The following is a 26,590-nucleotide window of genomic DNA, read 5'->3' on the forward strand; positions in this document are numbered from 1 at the left end:
CCATTCATTTTGAGCCATACAAAAATATAGAACCCTAATAACCAGACACTAATTACCACATTATCATATACTATGCATAAGGTTATCATTCTGTTAACTCATCGCATAAATCCATAAAAAAAGCCTCTCAATTGAGAGGCTCTTCGGCATGCTATTCAAAAAACTATTATTTTTTAATCACTTTAATAGATTGTGATTGTCCGTTTGCTTTAACCTGTAGGATATAAGCTCCTGTTGGTAACACACTCATGTCTACTAAGGCAGTTGTAGCGTTTGGCTGTACCGCAATTACGCGTTGTCCCACTAAATTAAACACCTCAATTGAAGTAATGTCATTTGTATAGGTTACTGTAAACTTATCTACTACCGGGTTAGGATAGTATTTTAATCCTGGCATGTTGAAAGAAGCCGATCCTAACGTTACCGTAGCCGTTACAGCCAGTGACGTTAAACTTCTACACCCTCCAACAGTATGCATTGCATAGTAAATAGCTCCGTTTACCAATTGTGTCGTTGGCGCCAATGGGTTCACATTTGCGATAGCATCTGCCTCAGTAGCATACCATACTACTGCTGTTCCTGTTGCTACAAGGTTCGCTACAGTAGCGTCAGACGGTGCATTTACGTTGAACGTTTGTGTTGCACTTCCTGTTGGTGCTGCTGGCGCCGCTGTTACGTTTACAGTTACAGTCGACTCGGTATAACATCCTGTAGTCGGGTTTGTTCCTCTAACAGTGTAAGTAGTTGTTGTAGCCGGTGATACCGATACCGTACTTCCGGTCAAGTTTCCTGGCATCCACGTCCAGTTTAAGTCGCCAGGTCCTGTTGTATTTGTCTGACCTCCGAATACTACGTTTAATCTGTTTTTAGATAAAGCCGGTGTTGGGTTTGTTGTTGCCAATACCGTTGTCGATGACAATACACTTGTTGTAGCCGATGCCGTAGTATTATCGGCTGTTGCTGTATAGTACGTGATCGCATTATACGTTAAATCTGCACCATCTTGTCTGATATCAATAATGATGTTAGATGTTCCATCCCATACATATGGTGTTGTAAAAGTGATGGTATTTAATCCGATCGCATGCGTATAAGTCGCCGGTCCGTAAACCAGGTTTAATCCGGTTGTTGTAAATCCTGTTAACGATGAATTGGTTGTTGTTCCAATTCGGATTGTAAAGTTGGTAACGTTCGTTCCGCTTCCTAATGATGTGATTCGGTAAGCAAGTGACGTAATATTTCCTGGTTTTAATCCGGCTGCCGTTAATTCGGCTGCCGTAAATACCGTCTGATTCCAGTATTGTGCCCAACGGTTACAGAAAGCTGTTGGTTGTGTTGTATCACCTGTTAACGTAGTTCCGGTTCCAACGGTTACCGTTCCAGGACCTACTGTTTGCGTTGTCGCTGCTAATGATGATGATGTTCCTTCACAAATTGTTGCCGGAGTTGCTGCAACATTCACTACCGGATTCGGATTGATGTTTACAACCACTGTTGCAGTTGTAGCACAACTTCCCGCCGATTGCGATGCTGTTACCGTATAGGTTGTAGTTGTCGCAGGGTTAAATATCCATCCATTTGTCGCATTTCCGGTTACTCCGGTTGCAGGCGACCAGGTATAGGTATCGTAGTTTGATCCTCCTGTTGCAAGTGTAATGGCACTACTTGATGATCCGCTACAAACTGCCGCTGTACTGTTTGCACTTAACGTGATAGCCGGTGCCGAAGTAACCGTTGCTACTACTTCAGTTCTTGGAGAAGCACATGACAGGTCGAATTTCCAGTTATAGAAGCCCATAAAATAGGTTGGATCGTATCCGTTTCCAGTGATGTTTGCTGCCGCAGATGTATACGGATATGTTGCTCCGGATACATTACGACTTACTCCACCAGATGGTAACGTTGGATATAACTGATAGCTTCCTGGTGTTAACGTGTGATTTAACGTAATGGTTTGTGCTGTTGCTCCTCCTCCTACACTAGTTACATATGGATAGGTAGCAATTACAGTTCCTGATGAGCTACGAACAATAATAGCTCCGTTTTGTCCAGCTGTTTGCGGGAAAACATCAACTGAAATCAGTTTTGTATTTTGTAAAACCGTAAAGTTTACCTCCCACTCGATGGTTTGTGTTCCAATTGTACCGCCTTGTGCTGTTGGTGAAACCGGCCCCACACTTGTAGTACCCGGAACACTTGTTTCTGCCCAAAACGATGTTGTTGTTGCAATTACCGGCGTATTAAACGTTCCACCTGTTCCGAGAGCTGTTCCGCCGGTTTGTGCTGCATACCAGTTAATGGTTCCGCCACTGGCTGTAGCCGTAAGTACTGCCGATCCGGTTCCACATACCGTTCCCGGTGTTGTTCCGGTTATATCAAAATAATCACATTTGGTTGTAAAGGTAGCAGAAGCTGTCCAGGCACTAAAATCGCCGCTTCCACAGTCGGATCGCACATAAACCGTATAGGTTGTTGATGGTGCCAGTCCGGTAACATTTTGTGTTACCACTCCTGCCGGTGAAGTTCCCGATGCTCCCAAGCCGGTTGCACCACTTCCTGCCGCACCACTACTTCTTACTTCGTATTGGTAACCACTTGCCGGTGCTGTTGCCGGTGCTGTCCACGCAATTGTAGCACTGTTTTTGGTGATCGCACTTGACACAATCGCTGTTGGTGCAAAACAAGTTGGTACCGTAGAGGTCAATGAAATGTTATCCAATGATGCCGGTGGATTGGTTCCGTCGGACGAGTCATTTTTCCATACAAATACTAATCGTTTTGTTTTTCCGGCCACATAGTTCATCTGTGCCGTAGTGAACGCATAAGCTACCGCTGTTGTTGTTGTCGGATTGGCTGTTCCCGCACGTTGCAACAGATAATAACCTGTTGTTCCATTGGTATACCCTGTCCATCCTGTAGTAGTGGTATTGGTTCCGGTTGGTCCAACATTGGTTGGCGTGATATTCGTATCGATAATATAAACCATCAGGTTGTCATAATTTCCGTCATTTCCGTTTCCACGCCAGTCGAACGAAAGGTTTACCGCCGTCGCTCCGGCCGGAAATGCAATATCCCTATAGAAAAAGGATCTACTGGTAGCGGTTGTATTGTAATTCCAGGTTGTTCCTCCATCATTGGAAATAAAGGCTCCTCTGTTTCCGGTAAACCATCCCGGAGTTGTTCCTAAAGCCCATTTGTTGGTTGTATCATCTAAAGCCGTCCATCCGTTAGCGGCCAGTGTGGTCCCGGTTTCGAAACCGCCATCTCCCGTAGGGTTAATTAAAACCGTCTGGGCTTGTAACTGTCCTAGCCAAAGCGTTAGCATAAACAAACAAAAAGCACTCCAACCCTGTGTCGGTTTTTTATGCCATCCAAATTTGCTTAATAAAGTAGTTTTTTTCATAAATATAATATTAACAGTTTATTAGCACCAATGTAAGCAAATATTGATCATATATTATAAAAAATTAGCATTTTAATAAATAAAAAACAACATTATAACAAAATAAAAACACTATATATATTATATTAACTTATTGTTTATTTTATAATAAATCTGGTTTTTCTAAAAAGACTTCTCTTACAAACAAACATTACCATCACTTCAAAAAACCCGCTGCCCGTTTTTACGAATCGATTTCAATAAAAAAGAGCTGTCGTAATAGAGTGCACCCAAAAAGTTAGACACTATTTGGAGGCAGTTCATAAATACAGCCCTTGTTTATAGCAAAAACGGATTACTTATTTTTAATCACCTTTATTGACTGGAATTGCCCACTGGCCTGGACTTTTACAATATAGACTCCAGTTGGCAAAGCACTCATATTAACCGATACTTTTGTTTGATCCGGCCGAATGGAAACCACACGTTGTCCAACGAAATCAAATATGTCAACCGAAACAATAGCATCCGTATGGGATAATATAAATAGATCGGTTACCGGATTGGGATGGTATTTCAATCCCGGGATGACAAACGAAGTTGCTCCCAACGTTACTTTTACTGTTACCGCCAATGGAGTACTACTACAACTCCCCACAGTCTGCACCGCATAATAGGTTCTACCATTTAATAATGGCGTATCCGCAGATAACGGATTAACATTCCCTAAGGCATCTTCTTCAGTAGCATACCATAATACATTTTTTCCGGCGACCACAATTCCTGCGATAGTAGCTTGGGATAATTTGTCTACATTGATGATTTGTTCGGTCGCTCCGGTTGGTGATTCCGGCGCTTCGGTAGCATTCACATGTACTGTAACTGTTTTCTCAGCAAAACATCCCGAACTGTTTACTCCCCTAACAGTATAAGTTGTCGTTTCTGAAGGAGAAACTACTACAGGACTTCCCGTTAAGTTACCAGGTGTCCAATTACAGGCAAATAAGGTGCCCTCTGTCATTACCTGTCCTTCAATTCGCACATCAAACCTTTTTTTGGATAGAGTAGGTGTTGGGGTCATTGCCGTCAGTACACTTGATGATGATGGTATATCGGTTGCAGCCCATACCGTTGTATTTTCGGCTTCTGTATAATAGGTTGCCGGATTTCGGAAATTGTCTCCACCTTCCTGTCTGATATCAATAATAATATTAGACACTCCATCCCACAGGTAGGGTGTTGAAAAGGGAATTATATTCCAGCCCTTATGATAGTTGTAAACAGAAGGTTCAAAAACCTGAACCAATCCTGTCGTTACAAATCCGGATAAGGTTGTATTGGTAGTAGTTCCCATATTAACAGTAACGTTTTTTACCTGTCCATTGTTGCCACTATCGGCAAGATTGTAGCCAATCGCGGTAATGGTACCCTGTCTTAATCCAGCTGATCTTAACTCTGCAGCCGTAATGACTGTCTGATTCCAATACTGCGCTTTATTACTACAAAAAGCCGAATGTTCTTCAAATCCCATTGTCTTTCTCTGACCTCTTCCTACCTGTACATTACCATTTGTTGTAACCACCAGATTAGCCGCTCCCCCTTTACAGATCGTCGGAACCGGTAAAATATTCATGTCCGGATTAGGCAGAACGTATATTTTAATTGTAATTGTTTTAGTACAACCCTCTTCAAATTGTGATCCGGTTAAGGTATAGGTAGTCGTTTCTGCCGGATCAAATACCCAGCCTGTGGAAACATTTCCTGTTACGCCGGCGACCGGCGACCAGACATAACTATCATAATCACCAACCCTGGATTTGAGGTGTACTACGGGAGTAGCGTTGCCACTACATATTGTGATTGAATTGGTTTCTAGTAGCAAGGACGGCAAATTGTCGCAAGGTGCCTCCTGTGCATTTATCGACTGACTCAATCCCAAAAGCAATACCACCCAACAGTAAACACTTCGTTTAAAGGTTTCTTTTTTATTGGTTCTAAATCGGTGTAATGATAATGTAATTGTATTCATAAAAATTAAATATTAGGTTATTTATGGTTATTAACACAACGTGCTTTCCAGTAGTGTTACAAAAATACCAGTTTAAAACAATTAACCGTAAAAACAAAACATAAAGTTATATTTAAAACTATTTTTTGTTGCTTAATTTTTTATTACCGATAAACAAACATCAGAAATCCTATAAACGCCTGCCGAACCAAATTTCAAAATCCAGAGTACAAAAAAAGCCTCCCAAATGGGAGGCTTTCGTATTCATCACATAACGAATATGTTATTTCTTAATCACTTTTACAGATTGTGATTGTCCGTTTGCTTTAATCTGAAGGATATAAGCTCCAGTTGGCAACACACTCATGTCTACTAATGCTGTGGTAGCATTTGGTCGAACTGAAATTACGCGTTGTCCTACTAAGTTGAATACCTCAACCGAAGTAATGTCGTTCGTATACGTTACCGTAAATACGTCTACTACCGGGTTTGGATAGTATTTCAATCCTGGCATATCGAATGATCCTGTTCTTAATGTTACCGTTACGGTTACCGCTAATGGTGCAGTACTTCTACATCCACCTACGGTTTGCATTGCATAGTAAGTAGCTCCGTTCACCAATTGCGTAGTCGACGCTAATGGGTTTACATTTGCTAAAGCATCTGCTTCGGTAGCATACCATACCACTGCTGTTCCGGTTGCTGTAAGATTGGCAATAGTAGCCTGATCTGCTGTATCCGCATTGATTATTTGTGTCGCATTTCCTGTTGGCGCTGCCGGTGCAGGGTTAACGTTTACAGTTACGGTAGACTCGGTATAACATCCTGTTGTTGGGTTTGTTCCTCTTACCGTATAAGTAGTCGTTGTAGCTGGTGTTACTGTTACAGAACTTCCGGTTAAGTTACCCGGCATCCAGGTCCAGTTTAAGTTACCTGCTCCTGTTGAAGCTATCTGTCCTCCGAATACTACGTTTAATCTGTTTTTAGACAAACTTGGTGTCGGATTAGTTGTTGCTAAAACGGTTGTAGATGATAATGTACTGGTTGTAGCCGATACCGTAGTATTGTCGGTTGTAGCCGTATAATACGTAATCGCATTATTTGTTGAATCGGCTCCATCCTGTCTGATATCTACAATGATGTTCGATACTCCATCCCATACAAATGGTGTGGTAAACGTGATGGTGTTAACTCCTACTGCATGCGTATAGGTTGCCGGTCCGTAAACTAAGTTTAATCCGGTTGTTGTAAATCCTGTTAAGGCAGTATTGGTGGTCGTTCCCATTCTAACTGTGAAGTTCGTTACGTTCGTTCCGCTTCCTAATGTGGTAATATTATAAGCGATCGAAGTAATGTTTCCAGGTTTTAATCCAGCCGCTGTTAACTCAGCTGCTGTAAATACTGTTTGATTCCAGTATTGTGCCCAACGGTTACAGAATGCTGTTGGTTGTGCAGTTTCACTGGTTAATGTGGTTCCGGTTCCAATTGTGATGGTCCCAGGTGCCGATGTAGTAGTCGTTGCTACAAGGGTAGCCGTACTTCCTTCACAGATTGTAGATGGTGTTCCCGAAACGTTTACTACCGGTGCCGGGTTAATATTTACTACTACAGTAGCTTCGATATTACATCCGCTGGTAGTGTTAACTGCTTTTAAGGTATACGTAGTTGTTGCAGTTGGATTAAATGTCCATCCGTTTGTTGCATCTCCGGTTACTCCGGTTGCCGGTGTCCAGGTATAGGTATCATAATCTGAAGCACCTGCAGTAATCGTTACTGCTGCACTGGATGATCCGCTACAAACTACTGTTGTACTGGCTGTGCTTAGGGTTAATGCCGGTGGTGCCGTTACCGTTGCTACTACTTCTGTTCTGGCTGATGTACAAGAATCTTCGAATTTCCAGTTATACATTCCCATAAAATAAGCCGGGTCGTAACCGTTTCCGTTGATTTTTGCTACCGAAGAAGTATACGGATATACGGCCCCTGTAGTGTTACGGCTTACTCCAGCTGTTGGTAATGTTGGATATAACTGGTAGTTTCCTGGCGCTAAAGCATGGTTTAACGTAATGGTTTGTGCTGTTGCTCCTCCACTTACGTTTGTCGTATACGGATAGGTTGCAATTACTGCTCCTGATGAACTACGAACTATAATCGCTCCGGTTTGTCCGGATGTTACCGGGAAGATATCTACTGAAGTTAATTTCGTGCTTTTTAAAACGGTAAAGTTATTTTCCCACGCCGTTGTTTGTACTCCGATTGTTCCTCCCTGTGCAGTTGGCGAAACCGGTCCTACAGCTACAGTACCATTTACTCGGCTGGATTCAACCCAGTAGGATGTCGTTGCTGAAATTACTGGTGTTGTAAACGAAGCTCCTGTTCCAAGCGCCGTTCCTCCTGTTTGTGCTGCATACCAACTAATATTTCCTTCGTTGGCTGTTGCCGCTAAAGTTGCTGTTCCCTGTCCACAAATACTTGCTGGCGTTGTAGCCGAAATTACCGGTGGATTACATGGCGTTGTAAAGGTTACCGCTGTAGTCGTCCAGGTACTGGTGTTACCAGTTCCACAGTTAGAACGCACCCAAACATAGTAAGTTGCTGAAGCCGATAATCCGGATAATGGTGCGGTAACCGCTCCAGCAGCAGCCGTTGCATTCGGTGTTGTACCTACTCCTGGCGCTGTATTCGTTTCAGAATAATAAATGTCGTATCCGTTTGCCGGTGTCGATACCGAAGCGGTCCAGTTTACAGTGGCTGTAAAAGCGGTGTTTGCCGTTGCAGTTACTGCTGTTGGAGGCATACACGATGGGATCGCTACTACTGTTAATTTATAATCTTCAGCTTCTGTTCTTGTATTTGCATTCGAACAAGGATCCGGTGTAGAACTGTTATAGTCAATTCGTACACGCATTCTGTAGTCTCCTAAAGCAGTTCCTGCCGGTACTACAAAACTTCCTGTCTGACCATCGCCATAAGCAGTAGTTACATATACGCGTTCGCTTGTTTCGAACACTAAATTGTTATTCCAGTCAACCCAGATAGCGGTTCCAACTGTTCCTCCTACAATAGCAGTCGTAAAGTTGATTGTTCCTGTAGGGTATTGTGTAACGGTTGCCGTAGCATAGTTATCCTGGTATCCTCCGGTTGTATATCCGGAAGCAAGATTCGAAATATTGGTCGATCCACCTGTAGTGGTAAAGTTGTTGATATAAGTCAATGATGAGGTCGACGAAGGTACACAGTATCCGGTATAGAATGATCCTCCGGCTGCCCAGGTACTATAGGTTCCTGATCCACAATTAGAACGTACCCAAACGTAGTACGTCATAGAAGGTGTCAATCCGCTAAGTGGTGCGGTTACAGCTCCCGCTGCTGCCGTTGCATTGGCGGTTGAACCCGCTGTTGGCGCTGTGTTGGTTGTCGCATAATAAATTTCGTATCCGTTTGCCGGTGTCGAAGTCGATGCAGTCCAGTTTACGGTTGCCGTTGTAGTCGTGTTGCCAACAGCGCTAACGGCTGTAGGTGGCACACATGATGGTGCTGCAATTACAGTTAGTTTGTAATCTTCCGCTTCTGTTCTTGCATTTACATTCGAACATGGATCCGGAGTAATGCTGTTGAAGTCAATACGTACACGCATTCTGTAGTCTCCAAGTGCTGTTCCTGCCGGTACTACAAAACTTCCTGTCTGACCGTTTCCATAGGCTGTCGTAACATATACGCGTTCGGTTGTATCGAATACTAAATCGTTATTCCAGTCAACCCAGATTGCAGTTCCTACAGTTCCACCTGTAATGGTAGTTGTAAAACCGATCGATCCCGTAGCATACTGACTAACGGTTGCCGTAGCATAATTATCCTGATACCCTCCGGTTGTATATCCGGAAGCGGTATTCGAAATATTCGTAGCGCCACCAGTAGTTACAAAACTGTTGATGTAGGTCGCAGATGATGTTGACGAAGGCACACAATGTCCGGTTCGGAACGTTGCCGCCGTTGTCCAGTCACTCATATCGCCTCCGCCACAGTTGGCACGCACATATACTGAAAAATTCGTTGAAGTAGCCAATCCTGTAATCGCTGCAGTAGTTACTCCTGCTGCTGTTGCTCCGCTGTTTGCTAGTCCTGTAGCGCCACTTCCCGCAGCACCACTGGTTCTGATTTCATATTCATATCCGCCACTAGGAGTCGATGCCGAAGCCGTCCAGTTAAGCGTTGCTGAAGTCGTCGTAATAGCCGAAATCAATACGTTTGATGCTTTTAAACACGTTGGTACGGTTGCGGTTAAGGAAATATTATCTACAGAAGCCGGTGGATTTGTCCCTCCCGATCCGTCATTTTTCCATACAAAAACCAAACGTTTGGTCTTACCGTCTACATAAGCAAGTTGCGCCGCAGTAAGGTTAAACGTAATGTTGGTGGTAGTAGTCGGTGCTACGGTTCCATTCTGACTTAACAAATAGTATCCGGTAGTACCATCGGTATAGTTTGTCCATCCGGTAGTAGTCGTATTGGTACCTGTTGGTCCTGATGTAGTTGGAGTAATGTTGGTGTCTACAATATACACCTGTAGGTTGTCGTAGTTTCCGTCGTTACCGTTACCTCTCCAGTCGAATTTTAGGTTTACCACGGATACTCCAGCGGGAAACGTAACATCTCTGTAGAAATGAGAACGGTTTGCCGTTCCGTTTCCATAGGCCCATGCGGTACCCGAATTGTTGGAAACATAAGCACCTCCAGTACCCGTAAACCACCCCGGAACGGTTCCTACATTCCAGGTGTTAAGGGATGCATTTACAGTAGTCCATCCGTTTGCGGCGAATGTGCTACCATTCTCAAAGCCTCCTTCGGCATTGGGATTAATCAAAACGGTTGTTTGTGTCCCCTGTGCATTTGCCTGGTGTCCCGCCAGCAATGCCATCAGTAACAAACAACTTAGTTTAAAGTGCAGTTTCAATGCATTACGCCATCGAAACGTACTTAAATAAGTAGAGTTTTTCATAATAGTGTCATTAGTTTTTACAGGCAGCTAATTTAACAAAATAATAACACTGAAAAGGATTCAAATATTTTTTAACAATTAAAAATCTGAAATAAATAAAAACCTCGCATTTTCTTAACAGTATAACTTCTTAAAGTTAAAATCAAATCATATCTACTTTAAATTTCACAATATATTTTACAATTTTTTCTAAAAAAAATCGCCCGGCGATTTCTCACCGGGCGATTTCATATCGGATACGTTAATTTAGTGGTTATTTCTTAATGATACGGATTTCCTGCATCGCATCGCCCGATTTTACATGGGCAATATACGCTCCTGATGCCAGGTCGCTCATGTCGATAGCAACTTGTGTTTCCACACTATTTTTAACAATCACTTTCTGTCCTAACATATTGTATACCGTCACATTACTGATTGGCTCGGAATAGCTGATCGTGATGATATCCAATACTGGGTTAGGATAGTATTTTAACGCGGCTTTGTCGAATGACGAAGTACCTAAGGTTACGGTTACCGTTACGGCTAATGGAGCCGCACTCGTACAGCCACCTACGGTTTGCATCGCATAGTAAGTTGTTCCACTCACCAATTGTGTTCCTACAGCCAACGGGTTTGTTCCCGCCATAGCATCTACTAAAGTTGGATACCAGATTACATTGGTTCCGGTTACTACAATACTGGCAATCGTGGCTTCTGCCGGTGTATTTACCGCGATAACTTGCGTTGCCGCTCCTGTTGGCGCACCTACCGTATTTATTGTAACCGCTACCGCTAATCGTGGGCTTTCACATCCGGAGATGGTTTGGGTTACATAATACGTACCGGTGGCCAAAGTAGCTGTAGTCGCTAAAGCCGTTCCTCCTGTTGGTTGATCATACCACTGAATTCCGGTTCCCGTAGCAACAAGATTGGCTACGGTCGCGCTGTTACAGAACGATTGTGCCGCTGCTGTTGGTTGTGCCGTTACATTTACGGTGATCGCTACTGCTAATCTTGGGCTTTCACATCCAGAGATGGTTTGGGTTACATAATACGTACCGGTGGCCAAAGTAGCTGTAGTCGCTAAAGCCGTTCCTCCTGTTGGTTGATCATACCATTGAATTCCGGTTCCCGTAGCAACAAGATTGGCTACGGTCGCGCTGTTACAGAATGATTGTGCCGCTGCTGTTGGTTGTGCCGTTACATTTACAATAACATCTACCTGGAATCGGGCGCTTTCGCATCCTGCGATGGTTTGTGTCACATAGTATGGTGCTGTTGTCAAAGCTGCTGTTGGCGCTAAAGCGGTTCCTCCTGTTGGTTGATCATACCATTGAATTCCGGTTCCCGTAGCAACAAGATTGGCTACTGTTGCACCACTACAAAACGATTGTGCCGCTGCTGTTGGTTGTGCCGTTACATTTACAATAACATCTACCTGGAATCGGGCGCTTTCGCATCCTGCGATGGTTTGTGTCACATAGTATGGTGCTGTTGTCAAAGCTGCTGTTGGCGCTAAAGCGGTTCCTCCTGTTGGTTGATCATACCATTGAATTCCGGTTCCCGTAGCAACAAGGTTGGCTACTGTCGCACCACTACAAAACGATTGTGCCGCAGCTGTTGGTAATGCTGTTACATTTACCGTTACTGTCGCTACGCTGGAAAAACTCGGTAATCCCAATGCTGCACAGGTTACGACCAAACGGTAATAGGTGGTTTGTGTAAGGGTACCGGTTGTCAGATCAGCATACGTTGCCGTAGCTGCTCCTTCGTTTACCGGTGCTGTAAAGGCTAAATCGGAAGACGATTGCCACTGATACGTTGTGGTTTCACCCGTTGAATATCCGGTTGCCTGAATTGTTGAAGTACCAGAAGTACAAATGGCTGTTACCGTAGCAGTAGCCGTTCCTCCAACCGCTGCCGTACAAACCGGCGACGTAAATTCGTCCGCTCCCATATCCGGAGTGGTAATGCTTCGGGTGTTACCGTCAATGTCGGTTGTTACCGTTGCAATTGGTGTTCCGGTGTTATCCAGGTAAATATTCGATGCCGGAACCAAATGTAAGTCGGTTGCCGATGTAAATACCGGTACTACGTTTTTCGAATTCACATTTCCACCAAAACCCGTTACCAATGCGGCTAAATCGGCTCTGTCCGATCCGATATAGGCCAGGTTAGTACCTGTTGACGTATAGTTGTTATAATCGATTGCTGCAAAAACCGTGTTCGCAGCCTCCGAATAGATCGCATAACGCGCTCCGCTTTGTGTTTGCGAGTTGGCAAAAATATTATTTCTCAGGTTGATTGCTCCCGGCAAGGTTACACCCGAAGTAATGTTTATTGCTGCCGGTCTTCCACTTACGGTTTGGTTGGTATTCATCGCCACCGTGTTGTGGTAAATGTTATACCCCGCTCCTTGTCCGACAATAATACCATAACCGTTATCCGCAACGGCACCTCCGGCAGAATATCCATAACTGGCTATATCACTAACGAAGTTGTTATATACGTTGATCGCTGCTATCACACTATTGGAATTCAGATAAATACCGTTACATCCATATCCGGTTGAATTGGTATTCTTAACATCCGCAATCTTATTATTAAATACATTTCCGTTTATCGCAACTCCTCCCACCAAAATACCGGAAGAAGTACTTGTTGTTGTCGTAATAACCCCTTTAATATCGTTACCGGAAATCACAAACGCCTGTGCATTTTGCACTGCAAGACCTCGGAAACCAAGTTTATCAGCTGTAACAGTAGAACCAAATACGTTATTGGAAATTACAAATCCCTGATCCGGCGTTGTTGCATTTCCAATAGCAAAGATTCCATTCTGCATTTTGTTAAAGGTATTATTAATCGATGTAAAGCTTGTATTTGGCGACTCTGCTGCGGCTCCTAAAGTAGATCCACTCACTACCAAACCAGCTACCGTTGTTGTTGATGCATTTCCTACGAATTTTATATTTCGGAAAATCGAATTCGTTGCTCCATTGGATGCATCTACCGATGCCACCCATACGATTACACCTCCTGCGTTGGTGTTGGCAATTGTTAAATCACGTGTTGTCGTTCCGTTGTTACTTCCATCGAAAGTCACATAATCCGCTCCGAAAAGTTTAAAGATTGTTGTGGCATTCGACCCTGTAATTGTTGGTGTCACTCCTGTAGCCGGTACAATTGTTAATCTATTGACAGCACTAGCATCAGCATTGGAATTGATCGTGATCGGGAAGGTTTCTGCAGGATAGGTTGCATCTATTAAAGAGAAGGTAACCGGACCGGATAAACATCGTGTATTATAATCGGCAACAGCTGCCGTAATGGTTGTATAAGCACCACCTACTCCAACGGTGTACACTCCGTTTAACGGCGCTGTCAGACTATAGGAGAATGGTGTTGTTGGCGGCGTACCGGCTGCTGGCGGGTTAATCGTAAATGAAGCTGCTCCCGGTGCCGGCAATGCGGTTACATTTGGTGTACCGGCATTATCCTGAGCTACGAAATAATAACTTACCGTATCGCCTATGACTGCTCCGGTTCCAATTGCAAACTGATATTGTCCGGCTCCTAAACTCGTAGCTGTAGCTGCTGTATACGTTCCGGCATTAATTCTCCAGTAGGCTACCGGCAATCCGGCTCCTGATGTAGGCACTCCACTGGCATCTGTAATAGTTGCCGTAATGTTTCGGGTTCCAACGGTACAAACATTTGCCAAAACAGTATGTGCAATTACCGGTGGTGTAAGATCCATAGGAACTCCCGCAAATTCATCGGCTCCGATATCCGGTGTCGTAGCATTACGAACATCACCATCGAAATCGTCTGTAATTCCAACAACTGGTGTTCCTCCGTTTTCAATCTGAGTTGGCACCGTTGTATTGATATGTAGGAAGCCTGCATTCGTTCCTGTGGTAGATGTCCATGTTGGATTTTCTGATATCGAAGCACTATCGCGTGCACCCATTCTGGTTTTTAAGGTTGCCAATACAGTATCGGTATTGGTTCCATCGGCAAATAATGTCGGACCAAAATACAGGTTGTTATTCGATACTGCATCATAGGTTGTCAATGAAGTTCCCGATCTTCTGAAAGCCACTGCTAATGCCGTTCCATTAGGCGTTGACTGGTTTACAAAGATGTTATTGCGCAATGATACGGTTGGTGTTGTAGATACCGAAATCGCACTCGATCCAAACGATGCTCCGGTACTGGTTGCATTTAATCGTACGGTATTGTAAGACGCATTGACCGTTGTTCCGCCTGTAATATTAATCCCCACTAATGGGTTGGCTGCATTGGAAATTGGTGTTCTTAAATCGCCAATGATATTATTAGACAGATTTACAGTGGTACTTCCACTTACTAAAATTCCGTTTACAACTCCCGAAGCATTATTGGCTTCGATATTGTAAATTTTATTTTTATATATATTTTGTAATGTCCCACCGGTAATTGCTATCGCACTCACGGTACTGCCTCCGGTTGTTGTTAAACCCGAAATGGTATTATTAAAGAAATTCTGATCTCCGGCTGCGGAAGTAATCCCTACAATCGAGTTGGCTCCGGTGATATTACTGATCACGTTTCCGGATACGTTACTCGTTCCGCCCACTAAACTGTATCCCGCGTTTAAGATGGTCATCGTTCCGTTTCCAGTTGTAATGTTATTGAACGTATTGTTCATTACAATTTTCGTCGGATAGGTTGGCGTGTTTCCATCTGCCGTACGGAAACCTCCTAAAGTAGTCGCTCCGGTAAGGGTTACGTTGGAAAAGTTGTTCCCTTGGTTGATCTCGGTTCCGCCTACGGTACTTCCGAAGGAATCGTAAAAATATACTGTTCCACCGGCTCCTGTTTTACTAAAAGCCGTTACGATAAGATTGTTGTTTACATTGGTCACCGAACCGGCTGCGTGCGTTACGCTATTACTGATAAAGGTGAAGTTTCCAGTAGTATTTACCGAAAGGTTGGTAAATTTATTGGCACCAATATTCGTGTTAAGTGTTGCCGCAGTATTACTAATCAGGGTAATAGCTCCTGTTCCGGCGACTGTATGTCCAAACGTATTGAAGTCGTTATTATTGATATTTAACGTGGTGTTTGTATTTACGGTAGAGCCTTCGTAGGCAATACCCATGATCACACCTCCAGCAGTGCCCGTTCGCAGTGAAATGGTATTGGCATCGATCGAATTTACGATCAATGTAGTACCGGTTGGCGTATTTGAAAATGACGGTACATATACGCCTCGTAAGGTTCCCGATGTCACCCCTCCGTTTGAACTGGTGATGATATTATTGGAAACGTTAAGGTTTCGGGTATTACGCACTAAAACGCCGTTTACAGAACCCGATACGTTAGCATAACTTGAAAACGTTCCGGTTGTTCCGAAATTCGTAATGCTGTTTCCCGTTGCTGTTGTTCCTCCTCCGATATCCAGCCCCATATTATGGTCGGCAGCAGCCGAAGGTCCTACAACCAAAATTCCAATATTTACATTGCTGATGTCGTTGGTATAGACTTTTAAATTGTGATTCCCTCCGTTTGTTCCCGTAGCCGGATTGGAAGTGGTTACAGCTGTAGCCGAGTGTGTCGAGTTACTGTAAATTCCGAAAGTATTCTGATAGGTACGGTTTAAGCTGATGGTATTATTCTGAATAACATTATTTTGCGCTCCGTTTGTCGCAGAACCATAAAGTAAGGCGATTCCCCATTCGGTCATGTTGTTCGTACCGGCTGTTGTTGTGGTATTCGCCGGGTTTTCGGTCATGGTGAAACCCTGAATTACTACCCAGTCGGCTCCTACCAATTTAAAGATGGCATCGTTTAATGCTCCGGATGTTTGTGGCGTAGGTGCCATAATCGTACTGGTGCTTCCTGAAATGGTAATTACATTTGTCGAACTTCCTTCGGCTGTAATTACATATCCTCCTGCCGGAGCAGTTTCATTTCCGGTTAACGTAATGGCCACCGGGCTTGTAATTGTCGCTCCATTTAATGCCGTTATAGCCGCTGCTAATGACGGATAGGTAGGATTAAGTCCCGAGCCCCCGTTTGTAGTAACCTGTGCATGGCCTACAAACGCAGCTAAAAACAAAAAGAACATTAAACAGGCCTGCTGTCGAATGTTCTTAAGCCGTAAATAATTACGATTTCCTTTTTGATTAAACAATGAATCGGATTCATTGCCTAATGAATAGTATTTTTTATTCATACAAAATAATTTAGTAGGTTAAATTACTAAATTTTTAAACATCTTCTAATAACATTAACATTACACAAAGCATATCACAAATAATATTTATTATTTTTAATTTTTCACAATTAGTTTAAAAAAAATATTCTTTTTGTGACTACATTCTGATAAAAAGAGGATAATACCTGATCTTTTAAAAATAAAACTCTTAAAAAACAATGCATTTTGTAATAAAAAAACACCTGTCAGGTTTTAAAAACCTGACAGGTGTATCAAAAAAAAAAGCCTCTCAAAACTGAGAGGCTTTCTATTATGCCTGACCTGTTGGTCCGAAATTTAATGGTATAGAAGGCATTTCTGCTTCTTTTATTTCACCGTGAGCGGCTTCAAACCGATTGATATTTTCGGCTAAAGCCCCCAATAAACGCTTGGCATGTTGTGGCGTTAGTATAATTCTGGATTTTACTTTCGCTTTTGGCACACCTGGCATGATATTGATATAATCAATTACAAATTCGGTATTCGAGTGGTTGATGATCGCCAGGTTGGAATAAATCCCATCTGCCGTTTGTTCATCCAACTCAATATTGATTTGACCTTGTTGCTTATTCTCACTCATGATGCTTAGTAATTAAATTCTTCTTTAGCAGCCATCAATTCGTTGAACTCTTCTTTAGAACCTACGATGATGTTATCGTAATCTCTCATACCGGTTCCGGCAGGGATTCTGTGTCCTACGATAACGTTTTCTTTTAGTCCTTCCAGTCCGTCCACTTTTCCAGCTACTGCGGCTTCGTTTAATACTTTTGTTGTTTCCTGGAACGATGCTGCCGAGATAAACGATTTCGTTTGTAACGAAGCTCTTGTGATACCCTGAAGAATCGGAGTAGCCGTTGCCGGAACTACGTCTCTTGCTACAACCAGGTTTCTGTCGTTACGTTTCAGGATTGAGTTTTCGTCTCTCAATTCTCTTGGCGATACGATTTGTCCTGCTTTTAAGGTATCGGAATCTCCGGCATCTTCCACCACTTTCATTCCGTATAATTTGTCGTTTTCTACGATAAAGTCGCTGGTATGAGCCAACTGATCTTCTAAGAACAGGGTGTCTCCCGGATCCTGAATCTGTACTTTACGCATCATCTGACGAATTACAACCTCAAAGTGCTTGTCGTTGATTTTTACCCCTTGTAAACGGTATACTTCCTGGATTTCATTTACCAAGTACTGTTGTACAGCCGATGGTCCCTGGATTCTCAAGATATCATCCGGAGTAATGGCTCCGTCCGATAATGGCATACCCGCTCTTACATAATCGTTCTCCTGAACCAGAATCTGGTTGGATAGTTTTACCAGGTATTTTTTAATCTCACCAAATTTCGACTCTACCACGATCTCACGGTTACCTCTTTTGATTTTTCCAAAAGATACTACTCCGTCGATTTCAGATACTACAGCCGGGTTCGATGGGTTACGTGCTTCTAATAACTCGGTAATTCTTGGTAGACCTCCCGTGATATCACCCGCTTTAGACGAACGACGTGGGATTTTTACTAAAATTTTACCGGCTTTAATTTTCTCTCCGTCATCAACCATAAGGTGGGCACCCACCGGTAAGTTGTACGAACGGATCAATTCACCGTCTTTTCCGTAGATCAATAAGGTAGGGATTAATTTTTTATTTCTTCCCTCAGAGATTACTTTTTCCTGGAATCCGGTTTGCTCATCGATTTCAACCATGAACGTTTGTCCTTGCTCGATATCTTCATAAGCTACTTTACCGGTAAACTCGGAAATAATTACCCCGTTATATGGATCCCATTTACAGATGGTTGTTCCTTTTTCCACAATATCTCCGTCTTTTACAAAGATGCTTGATCCATAAGGAATATTGTGTGTATTTAATACGATTCCGGTTGTTTCGTCGATCAATTTCAACTCGGTAGAACGTGAAATTACGATATCGGTAGTGTTACCTTCGTTGTCTTCACCTTTAACCGTTTTTAAATCTTCGATTTCTAATCTTCCGCGGAATTTCGTTACAATGCTTGATTCTTCCGAGATGTTACCTGCGGTACCTCCCACGTGGAATGTACGAAGTGTTAACTGTGTTCCCGGTTCCCCAATAGACTGTGCTGCGATTACTCCGACAGCTTCACCTTTTTGAGTCATTTTTCCGGTAGCCAGGTTACGTCCGTAACATTTCGCACAGATTCCTTTTCCGGCTTCACATGTTAATGGCGAACGAACATCTACTTTTTCAACCGGAGAGGCATCGATCGCTTTTACAATAGCTTCGGTGATTTCTTCACCAGCAGCAACCAATACTTCGCTTGTTAGCGGGTTGATTACATCCTGTAACGCTACACGACCTAAGATTCTTTCTCCTAATGTTTCAACGATCTCTTCATTCTTTTTCAATGCCGATACTTCAACACCGCGTAATGTACCACAATCCACTGAGTTCACGATTACATCCTGAGATACGTCGTGTAACCTTCTGGTTAAGTATCCGGCATCGGCCGTTTTAAGAGCCGTATCCGCAAGACCTTTACGGGCACCGTGCGTCGAAATAAAGTATTCTAAGATCGAAAGACCTTCTTTAAAGTTCGATAAGATCGGGTTTTCGATAATCTCACCACCACCAGCAGTCGATTTTTTAGGCTTTGCCATCAATCCACGCATACCGGTTAACTGACGGATCTGCTCTTTCGATCCCCTCGCCCCAGAGTCAAGCATCATATACACCGAGTTGAATCCTTGCTGGTCTTCTCTAATGTTTTTCATCGCTAACTCCGTTAATAATGCATTCGTTGAAGTCCACACGTCAATTACCTGATTGTAACGTTCGTTGTTGGTGATAAGACCCATGTTATAGTTCATGGAAATTCCTTCAACCTGACTGTTTGCATCGGCGATCAAATCTTGTTTTTGATCCGGGATTTTGATATCTCCCAATGAGAAGGATAATCCTCCTTTGAAAGCGAATCGGTATCCCATATCTTTCATATTATCCAAGAAGGCAGCCGTTGTTGGTACATCGGTAACACTTAAAATCTTACCGATAATATCACGTAAGCTTTTCTTAGTTAATACTTCGTTGATATATCCAGCTGCTTCCGGTACTACTTCGTTAAATAGTACTCTACCTGCAGTTGTCTGGATGATTTTGTATACTAATTCTCCGTTTTCGTTAAAATCTTTTGCACGGATTTTAACGCGGGCATTTAATTCCAGTTTTCCTTCGTTTAACGCGATGTTTACTTCTTCGGCAGAATAGAATGTTAATCCTTCTCCTAAGATTTTGTGCGTTTCCGTAGACAAACGTTCTTTGGTCATGTAGTACAGACCCAAAACCATGTCCTGAGAAGGTACCGTAATCGGGGCTCCGTTCGCCGGGTTCAGGATATTGTGTGAAGCCAACATTAATAATTGTGCTTCCAAAATAGCCTCCGGTCCAAGCGGTAAGTGAACCGCCATCTGGTCACCATCGAAATCGGCATTAAACGCCGTACACACTAACGGGTGTAACTGGATCGCTTTACCTTCGATTAGTTTTGGCTGGAATGCCTGGATACCCAAACGGTGCAACGTAGGAGCACGGTTTAGTAATACCGGGTGTCCTTTAATTACGTTTTCAAGGATGTCCCATACTACCGGCTCTTTTTTGTCGATAATTTTCTTCGCTGATTTTACCGTTTTAACAATTCCTCTTTCGATTAACTTACGAATAACGAATGGTTTGTACAGCTCGGCAGCCATATCTTTTGGAAGACCACATTCGAATAATTTCATTTCCGGTCCAACAACAATTACCGAACGCGCTGAATAATCCACACGTTTACCTAATAAGTTCTGACGGAAACGCCCTTGTTTTCCTTTTAGGGAATCCGATAGGGATTTCAATGGTCGGTTTGATTCTGTTTTTACTGCAGAAGCTTTTCTGGTGTTATCGAATAACGAGTCTACCGATTCCTGTAGCATACGTTTTTCGTTTCTCAAGATCACTTCCGGAGCTTTGATTTCCATTAATCGTTTTAAACGGTTGTTACGGATGATTACTCGTCTGTAAAGGTCGTTCAAATCGGATGTTGCAAAACGTCCTCCATCAAGCGGCACCAACGGACGTAATTCTGGCGGGATAACCGGGATTACTTTTAAAATCATCCATTCCGGACGGTTTTCGCGGTTGTTGTTCGCTTCACGGAACGATTCTACTACCTGTAGTCGTTTTAAGGCTTCCGTTTTACGTTGTTTAGACGTTTCGTTATTGGCCGCGTGACGTAGGTCGTAGGATAACGAATCCAGGTCAATACGTGCTAATAAGTCCATGATACACTCCGCACCCATTTTAGCAATGAATTTGTTCGGATCGGTATCGTCTAAATATTGGTTTTCCATTGGAAGGCTATCCTGAATGTTCAGGTATTCTTCTTCCGTTAAGAAATCCAGGGTCTTTAAGGTTTCTCCGTCTGGTCCTTTTGCAATACCCGGCTGAATTACTACGTATCTTTCGTAGTAAATAATCATATCCAGTTTTTTGGATGGTAATCCAAGGATATAACCGATTTTATTCGGAAGGGAACGGAAATACCAGATGTGTGCGATTGGCACTACCAGGTTAATGTGTCCTACTCGGTCTCTACGTACTTTTTTCTCAGTAACTTCAACTCCACAACGGTCACAAACGATTCCTTTATAACGGATTCTTTTGTATTTTCCGCAGGCACATTCGAAGTCTTTTACCGGACCGAAAATTCGCTCACAGAAAAGACCATCACGCTCTGGTTTATGGGTACGATAGTTGATGGTTTCCGGTTTTAAAACCTCACCTCTTGATTCTGCCAAAATAGATTCCGGAGAAGCAAGACCTATCGAAATTTTGTTAAATCTTTTAACGGTATTTTTATCTTTTAATCTCGTCATGATATGAATACTATCGATTTATTTAAAACGCTATAAAAGGGAGTAATCCGAAGACTACTCCCGTGTAAATTTATTCTTCTAATCTGATGTCTAATCCAAGACCTTTCAATTCATGCATTAATACATTGAATGATTCCGGTAATCCTGGTTCCGGCATAGTTTCTCCCTTAACGATAGCTTCGTAAGTTTTCGCTCTACCAATAACGTCATCCGATTTAACAGTCAATATTTCTCTCAATGTGCTGGAAGCACCATATGCTTCAAGTGCCCAAACCTCCATCTCTCCGAAACGCTGACCTCCGAATTGCGCTTTACCTCCAAGAGGCTGTTGCGTAATCAATGAGTACGGTCCGATAGAACGTGCGTGCATCTTATCATCAACCATGTGTCCTAATTTCAACATGTAGATGATTCCTACCGTTGCCGGCTGGTGGAAACGTTCTCCGGTTCCTCCGTCATACAGGTAGGTATGTCCGAATCTTGGAATTCCGGCTTCGTCTGTCAAGGCATTGATTTCTTCCAAAGAAGCTCCGTCGAAAATTGGCGTTGCAAATTTCTTACCTAGTTTCTGTCCTGCCCATCCTAATACGGTCTCATAAATCTGACCGATGTTCATACGGGAAGGTACCCCTAGTGGATTCAATACGATATCTACCGGTGTTCCGTCTTCTAAGAATGGCATATCCTCCTGACGAACGATTTTAGCAACAATACCTTTGTTACCGTGACGTCCCGCCATTTTATCACCCACTTTCAGTTTACGTTTCTTAGCGATGTAAACTTTAGCCAGTTTTAAAATTCCGGATGGTAATTCATCTCCAACAGTGATGGTAAATTTCTCTCTTCTCAAAGCACCCTGAAGGTCGTTTAACTTAATTTTATAGTTGTGGATCAAGTCGTTCACCATGGCATTGGTTTCATCGTCTGTAGTCCACTGACCTTTTGTTAAGTGTGCGAAATCTTCAACTGCATACAACATTTTCTGTGAGAATTTCTTACCTTTTGGTAATACTTCTTCACCTAAATCGTTCATTACACCCTGAGATGTTTTTCCATTAACGATGTCGAACAATTTCTCTACCAATCTGTCTTTCAATTCATTGAATTTCACTTCAAATTGGGTTTCCAATAGTGCTAAATCGTCTTTATCTTTAGAACGTTTGCGTTTATCTTTTACCGCTCTTGCGAATAATTTTTTGTCTAATACCACACCGTGTAATGATGGAGACGCTTTTAATGAAGCATCTTTTACATCACCCGCTTTGTCTCCAAAGATCGCACGTAAAAGTTTTTCTTCCGGAGTTGGATCCGATTCTCCTTTTGGTGTGATTTTACCGATCAGGATGTCACCAGGTTTTACCTCGGCTCCGATTCTGATCATACCGTTTTCATCCAAATCTTTAGTCGCTTCCTCACTTACGTTCGGGATATCGTTGGTTAACTCTTCGTTACCCAATTTCGTATCACGCACTTCCAATGAATAATCATCTACGTGGATTGACGTAAAGATATCGTCGCGAACTACTTTTTCGGAAATTACAATCGCATCCTCGAAGTTATACCCTTTCCAAGGCATAAACGCTACTTGTAGGTTACGTCCTAAAGCAAGCTCTCCGTTTTGCGTTGCATATCCTTCACAAAGTACTTGTCCTTTTGCCACTCTGTCTCCTTTTCTTACGATTGGTTTCAGGTTGATTGACGTACTCTGGTTGGTTTTTCTAAATTTAATTAACTGATACGTTTTCTCGTCCGGATCGAAGCTAACCGCTCTTTCCGCATCGGTTCTGTCGTATTTAATGGTAATCATGTTCGCATCAACATACTCAACAGTTCCGCTTCCTTCCGCATTAATCAATACTCGGGAATCAGACGCCACCTGACGCTCTAATCCGGTACCAACAATTGGTGCTTCCGGTCGTAATAAAGGAACTGCCTGTCGCATCATGTTCGATCCCATCAACGCACGGTTCGCATCATCGTGCTCCAGGAATGGAATTAACGATGCCGAAATCGATGCAATCTGGTTCGGTGCTACGTCGGTATAGTGAACAACGTTTGGCTCCACAACCGGGAAATCACCTTCTTCACGGGCAATAACTCTGTCGGCAGTGATCGTTCCGTTCTCGTCCATTTCGATATTCGCCTGTGCGATCATCTTACCTTCTTCTTCTTCTGCGCTTAAATAGATTGGTGTTTCAACCAGATTCACTTTACCGTTTTCTACTTTACGGTACGGTGTTTCGATGAATCCCATTCCATTTACTTTCGCATAAACCCCAAGAGATGAAATCAAACCAATGTTTGGTCCCTCTGGTGTTTCAATCGGACATAAACGTCCGTAGTGCGTATAGTGAACGTCACGTACCTCGAAACCGGCTCTCTCTCTCGAAAGACCTCCAGGTCCAAGGGCAGACAGTCTTCTTTTGTGTGTGATCTCAGCCAATGGATTCGTTTGGTCCATAAACTGTGATAACTGGTTGGTACCGAAGAAAGAGTTGATCACCGATGATAATGTTTTCGCATTAATCAAATCGATTGGTGTAAACACCTCGTTATCTCTAACGTTCATTCTTTCGCGGATGGTTCTGGCCATACGGGCTAAACCTACACCAAATTGTGCCGACAATTGTTCACCAACGGTACGTACACGACGGTTTGATAAGTGGTCGATATCATCAATCTCTGCTTTAGAGTTGATCAATTCGATCAGGTATTTTACGATTGTAATGATATCCTCTTTGGTCAACACTTGTTTTTCCATTGGGATATCCAAACCTAATTTTTTATTCATTCTGTAACGACCCACTTCACCTAAGTTATAACGTTGGTCGGAGAAGAATAATTTATCGATAATACCACGAGCAGTTTCTTCATCAGGCGGTTCTGCATTACGCAACTGACGGTAGATGTGCTCTACGGCTTCTTTTTCAGAGTTGGTAGGGTCTTTTTGTAAGGTATTGTGGATAATCGCGTAATCGGCCTGGTTGTTATCTTCTTTGTGTAACAAGATGGCTTTTACGTTGGCATCGATAATTTCCTCTACATTGTCTTTATCCAAAATCGTATCCCGATCTAAGATAATTTCGTTACGCTCAATCGATACTACTTCTCCTGTATCCTCATCTACGAAGTCTTCATGCCATGTATTCAATACACGTGCAGCCAGACGACGACCAATATATTTTTTAAGACCTGTTTTAGAAACTTTGATTTCCTCAGCAAGGTCAAAGATTTCCAGGATATCTTTATCTCTTTCAAATCCGATAGCACGGAAAAGAGTCGTTACTGGTAATTTTTTCTTTCTATCGATATAGGCGTACATAACGCTGTTGATATCGGTAGCGAATTCAATCCAAGATCCTTTAAAAGGAATTACTCTGGCAGAGTATAATTTTGTTCCATTCGCATGGAAAGATTGTCCGAAAAACACACCCGGTGAACGGTGTAACTGAGAAACAACAACACGCTCGGCTCCGTTGATTACGAATGTACCGCTTGGTGTCATATATGGAATTGTACCTAAATATACATCCTGAACAATCGTTTCGAAATCTTCGTGTTCCGGATCGGTACAATACAATTTTAAACGTGCTTTTAACGGCACACTGTAGGTTAATCCTCTGTCGATACACTCTTCAATAGTATAACGTGGCGGATCAACAAAGTAATCAAGGAATTCCAATACAAATTGATTTCTTGTATCTGTAATTGGGAAGTTTTCCATGAAGGTATTATATAGACCTTCGTTACCTCTTTCGTCAGATTTGGTTTCCAATTGGAAGAAATCTTTAAAAGATTTTACCTGAATATCAAGGAAATCCGGATAGTCAGGGATGTTTTTCGTCGAGGCGAAATTTAATCTTTCAGTCTGATTTGTTAACATCAATGGACAAAATTTTGATTAAAAAAAAGTAATTTTGTGTAAATACACAGTGTAATTGTACTTTCTTTTTTAAACCGATACATCTCTGAAAATGAACAGAAAGTTATATTTCATTTTCTTTCTTCGTACCGATTAAAAGGGATTGTATTTTAAATTATTGTACTCTGGAAGTTACCATAATTTTATTATACGCAAAATGGTTTAGGCCTTTGAGATTTTTTCTCAAGGCCTAAACCTAGCTTTTTAGAGTAAGCTTAGCTTATTTTAGCTCAACTACTGCTCCAGCCTCTTCTAAAGATTTTTTAAGACCTTCAGCCTCGTCTTTAGAAACACCTTCTTTAACATTTGAAGGAGCACCGTCTACTAAATCTTTTGCTTCTTTAAGACCTAAACCTGTTAATTCTTTAACAGCTTTAACTACTGCTAATTTAGAAGCTCCAGCATCTTTCAATACTACAGTGAATTCTGTTTGCTCTTCAGCAGCAGCAACATCACCACCACCTGATACAACTACAGCAGCTGCAGCTGGCTCAATTCCATACTCGTCTTTTAATATCGTTGCTAATTCGTTAACTTCTTTAACTGTTAAGTTAACTAGTTGTTCTGCGAATTGTTTCAAATCTGCCATTTTTTCTATCTTTTAAAATGATTTGTAATTATATAATTTATTATGCGCGTTCGTTGGAATACTATTCCTCAGTTCCTTCTTCGTCCTTAAATTGATTTTTAAGAGCAGAGATAACTCTCTGTGCCGGAGACTGAAGTAATCCGATGATTTCTCCGATAACCTCTTCTTTCGATTTAAGAGAAGCTAATGAATCTAACAGGTTATCTCCAATGTAGATTTCCTCGTTGATATAAGCTCCTTTTAATAAAGGCTTATCTGATTTTTTACGGAATTCTTTGATAATTTTTGCAGGAGCATTTGCGATGTCTGCAATTAAAATAGAAGTGTTTCCTTTTAAAACTGTTGGTAATTCACCGTAGTTGTTATCTGAAGCTTCCATTGCTTTTTCCAACAATGTATTCTTAACAACTTCCAATTTAATACCTGCCTTAAAACAAGCTCTTCTTAAGTTTGAAGTAGTATCTGCGTTTAAACCAGAAATATCTGCTAAATAAACAATATTAGCACCAGCTAACTGTGCAGTTAAATCTTCAATCGCGATTGATTTTTCTTCTCTAGTCATACTAAAAATTTTTAACTA

General features: G+C 42.3%; 9 protein-coding genes. All 9 read right to left on the minus strand.

The features are described 5' to 3' along the window. Window positions 1-166: 166 nt before the first annotated feature. Window positions 167-3,403 (minus strand): T9SS type A sorting domain-containing protein, encoded by a 3,237-nt coding sequence (locus tag ABFU83_RS11645; RefSeq protein ID WP_347066131.1) that lies wholly within the window; start codon window positions 3,401-3,403, stop codon window positions 167-169. Between the two features lie 334 nt (window positions 3,404-3,737). Continuing rightward, complete coding sequence (locus ABFU83_RS11650; protein WP_347066133.1) at window positions 3,738-5,411, minus strand: T9SS type A sorting domain-containing protein; 1,674 nt, start codon at window positions 5,409-5,411, stop codon at window positions 3,738-3,740. 262 nt (window positions 5,412-5,673) lie between these two features. Further along, entirely contained in the window at window positions 5,674-10,389 is a 4,716-nt protein-coding gene (locus tag ABFU83_RS11655) for a GEVED domain-containing protein (RefSeq protein ID WP_347066135.1), read from the minus strand. 253 nt (window positions 10,390-10,642) lie between these two features. Continuing rightward, window positions 10,643-16,594 carry a T9SS type A sorting domain-containing protein gene (locus ABFU83_RS11660; protein ID WP_347066136.1) on the minus strand — a complete coding sequence of 1,984 codons (5,952 nt, stop codon included), beginning with the start codon at window positions 16,592-16,594 and terminating at the stop codon, window positions 10,643-10,645. 292 nt (window positions 16,595-16,886) lie between these two features. Next, window positions 16,887-17,195, minus strand: a complete 309-nt coding sequence (locus ABFU83_RS11665; RefSeq protein WP_136402316.1) for a DUF3467 domain-containing protein — start codon at window positions 17,193-17,195, stop codon at window positions 16,887-16,889. A gap of 5 nt (window positions 17,196-17,200) precedes the next feature. Further along, a complete protein-coding gene (gene rpoC / locus ABFU83_RS11670; protein WP_347066138.1) occupies window positions 17,201-21,499 on the minus strand; it encodes a DNA-directed RNA polymerase subunit beta' in 4,299 nt (1,432 codons plus the stop codon). 70 nt (window positions 21,500-21,569) lie between these two features. Next, window positions 21,570-25,382 (minus strand): DNA-directed RNA polymerase subunit beta, encoded by a 3,813-nt coding sequence (rpoB, locus tag ABFU83_RS11675; protein WP_347066139.1) that lies wholly within the window; start codon window positions 25,380-25,382, stop codon window positions 21,570-21,572. A gap of 259 nt (window positions 25,383-25,641) precedes the next feature. Beyond that, entirely contained in the window at window positions 25,642-26,010 is a 369-nt protein-coding gene (rplL, locus tag ABFU83_RS11680; protein WP_136402313.1) for a 50S ribosomal protein L7/L12, read from the minus strand. Window positions 26,011-26,071: 61 nt separating this feature from the next. Further along, a complete protein-coding gene (rplJ, locus tag ABFU83_RS11685) occupies window positions 26,072-26,572 on the minus strand; it encodes a 50S ribosomal protein L10 (protein WP_136402312.1) in 501 nt (166 codons plus the stop codon). Between the last annotated feature and the right edge of the window lie 18 nt (window positions 26,573-26,590).

This window comes from Flavobacterium sp. WV_118_3 (genome assembly GCF_039778605.1).
In the GTDB taxonomy this organism is placed as follows: domain Bacteria; phylum Bacteroidota; class Bacteroidia; order Flavobacteriales; family Flavobacteriaceae; genus Flavobacterium.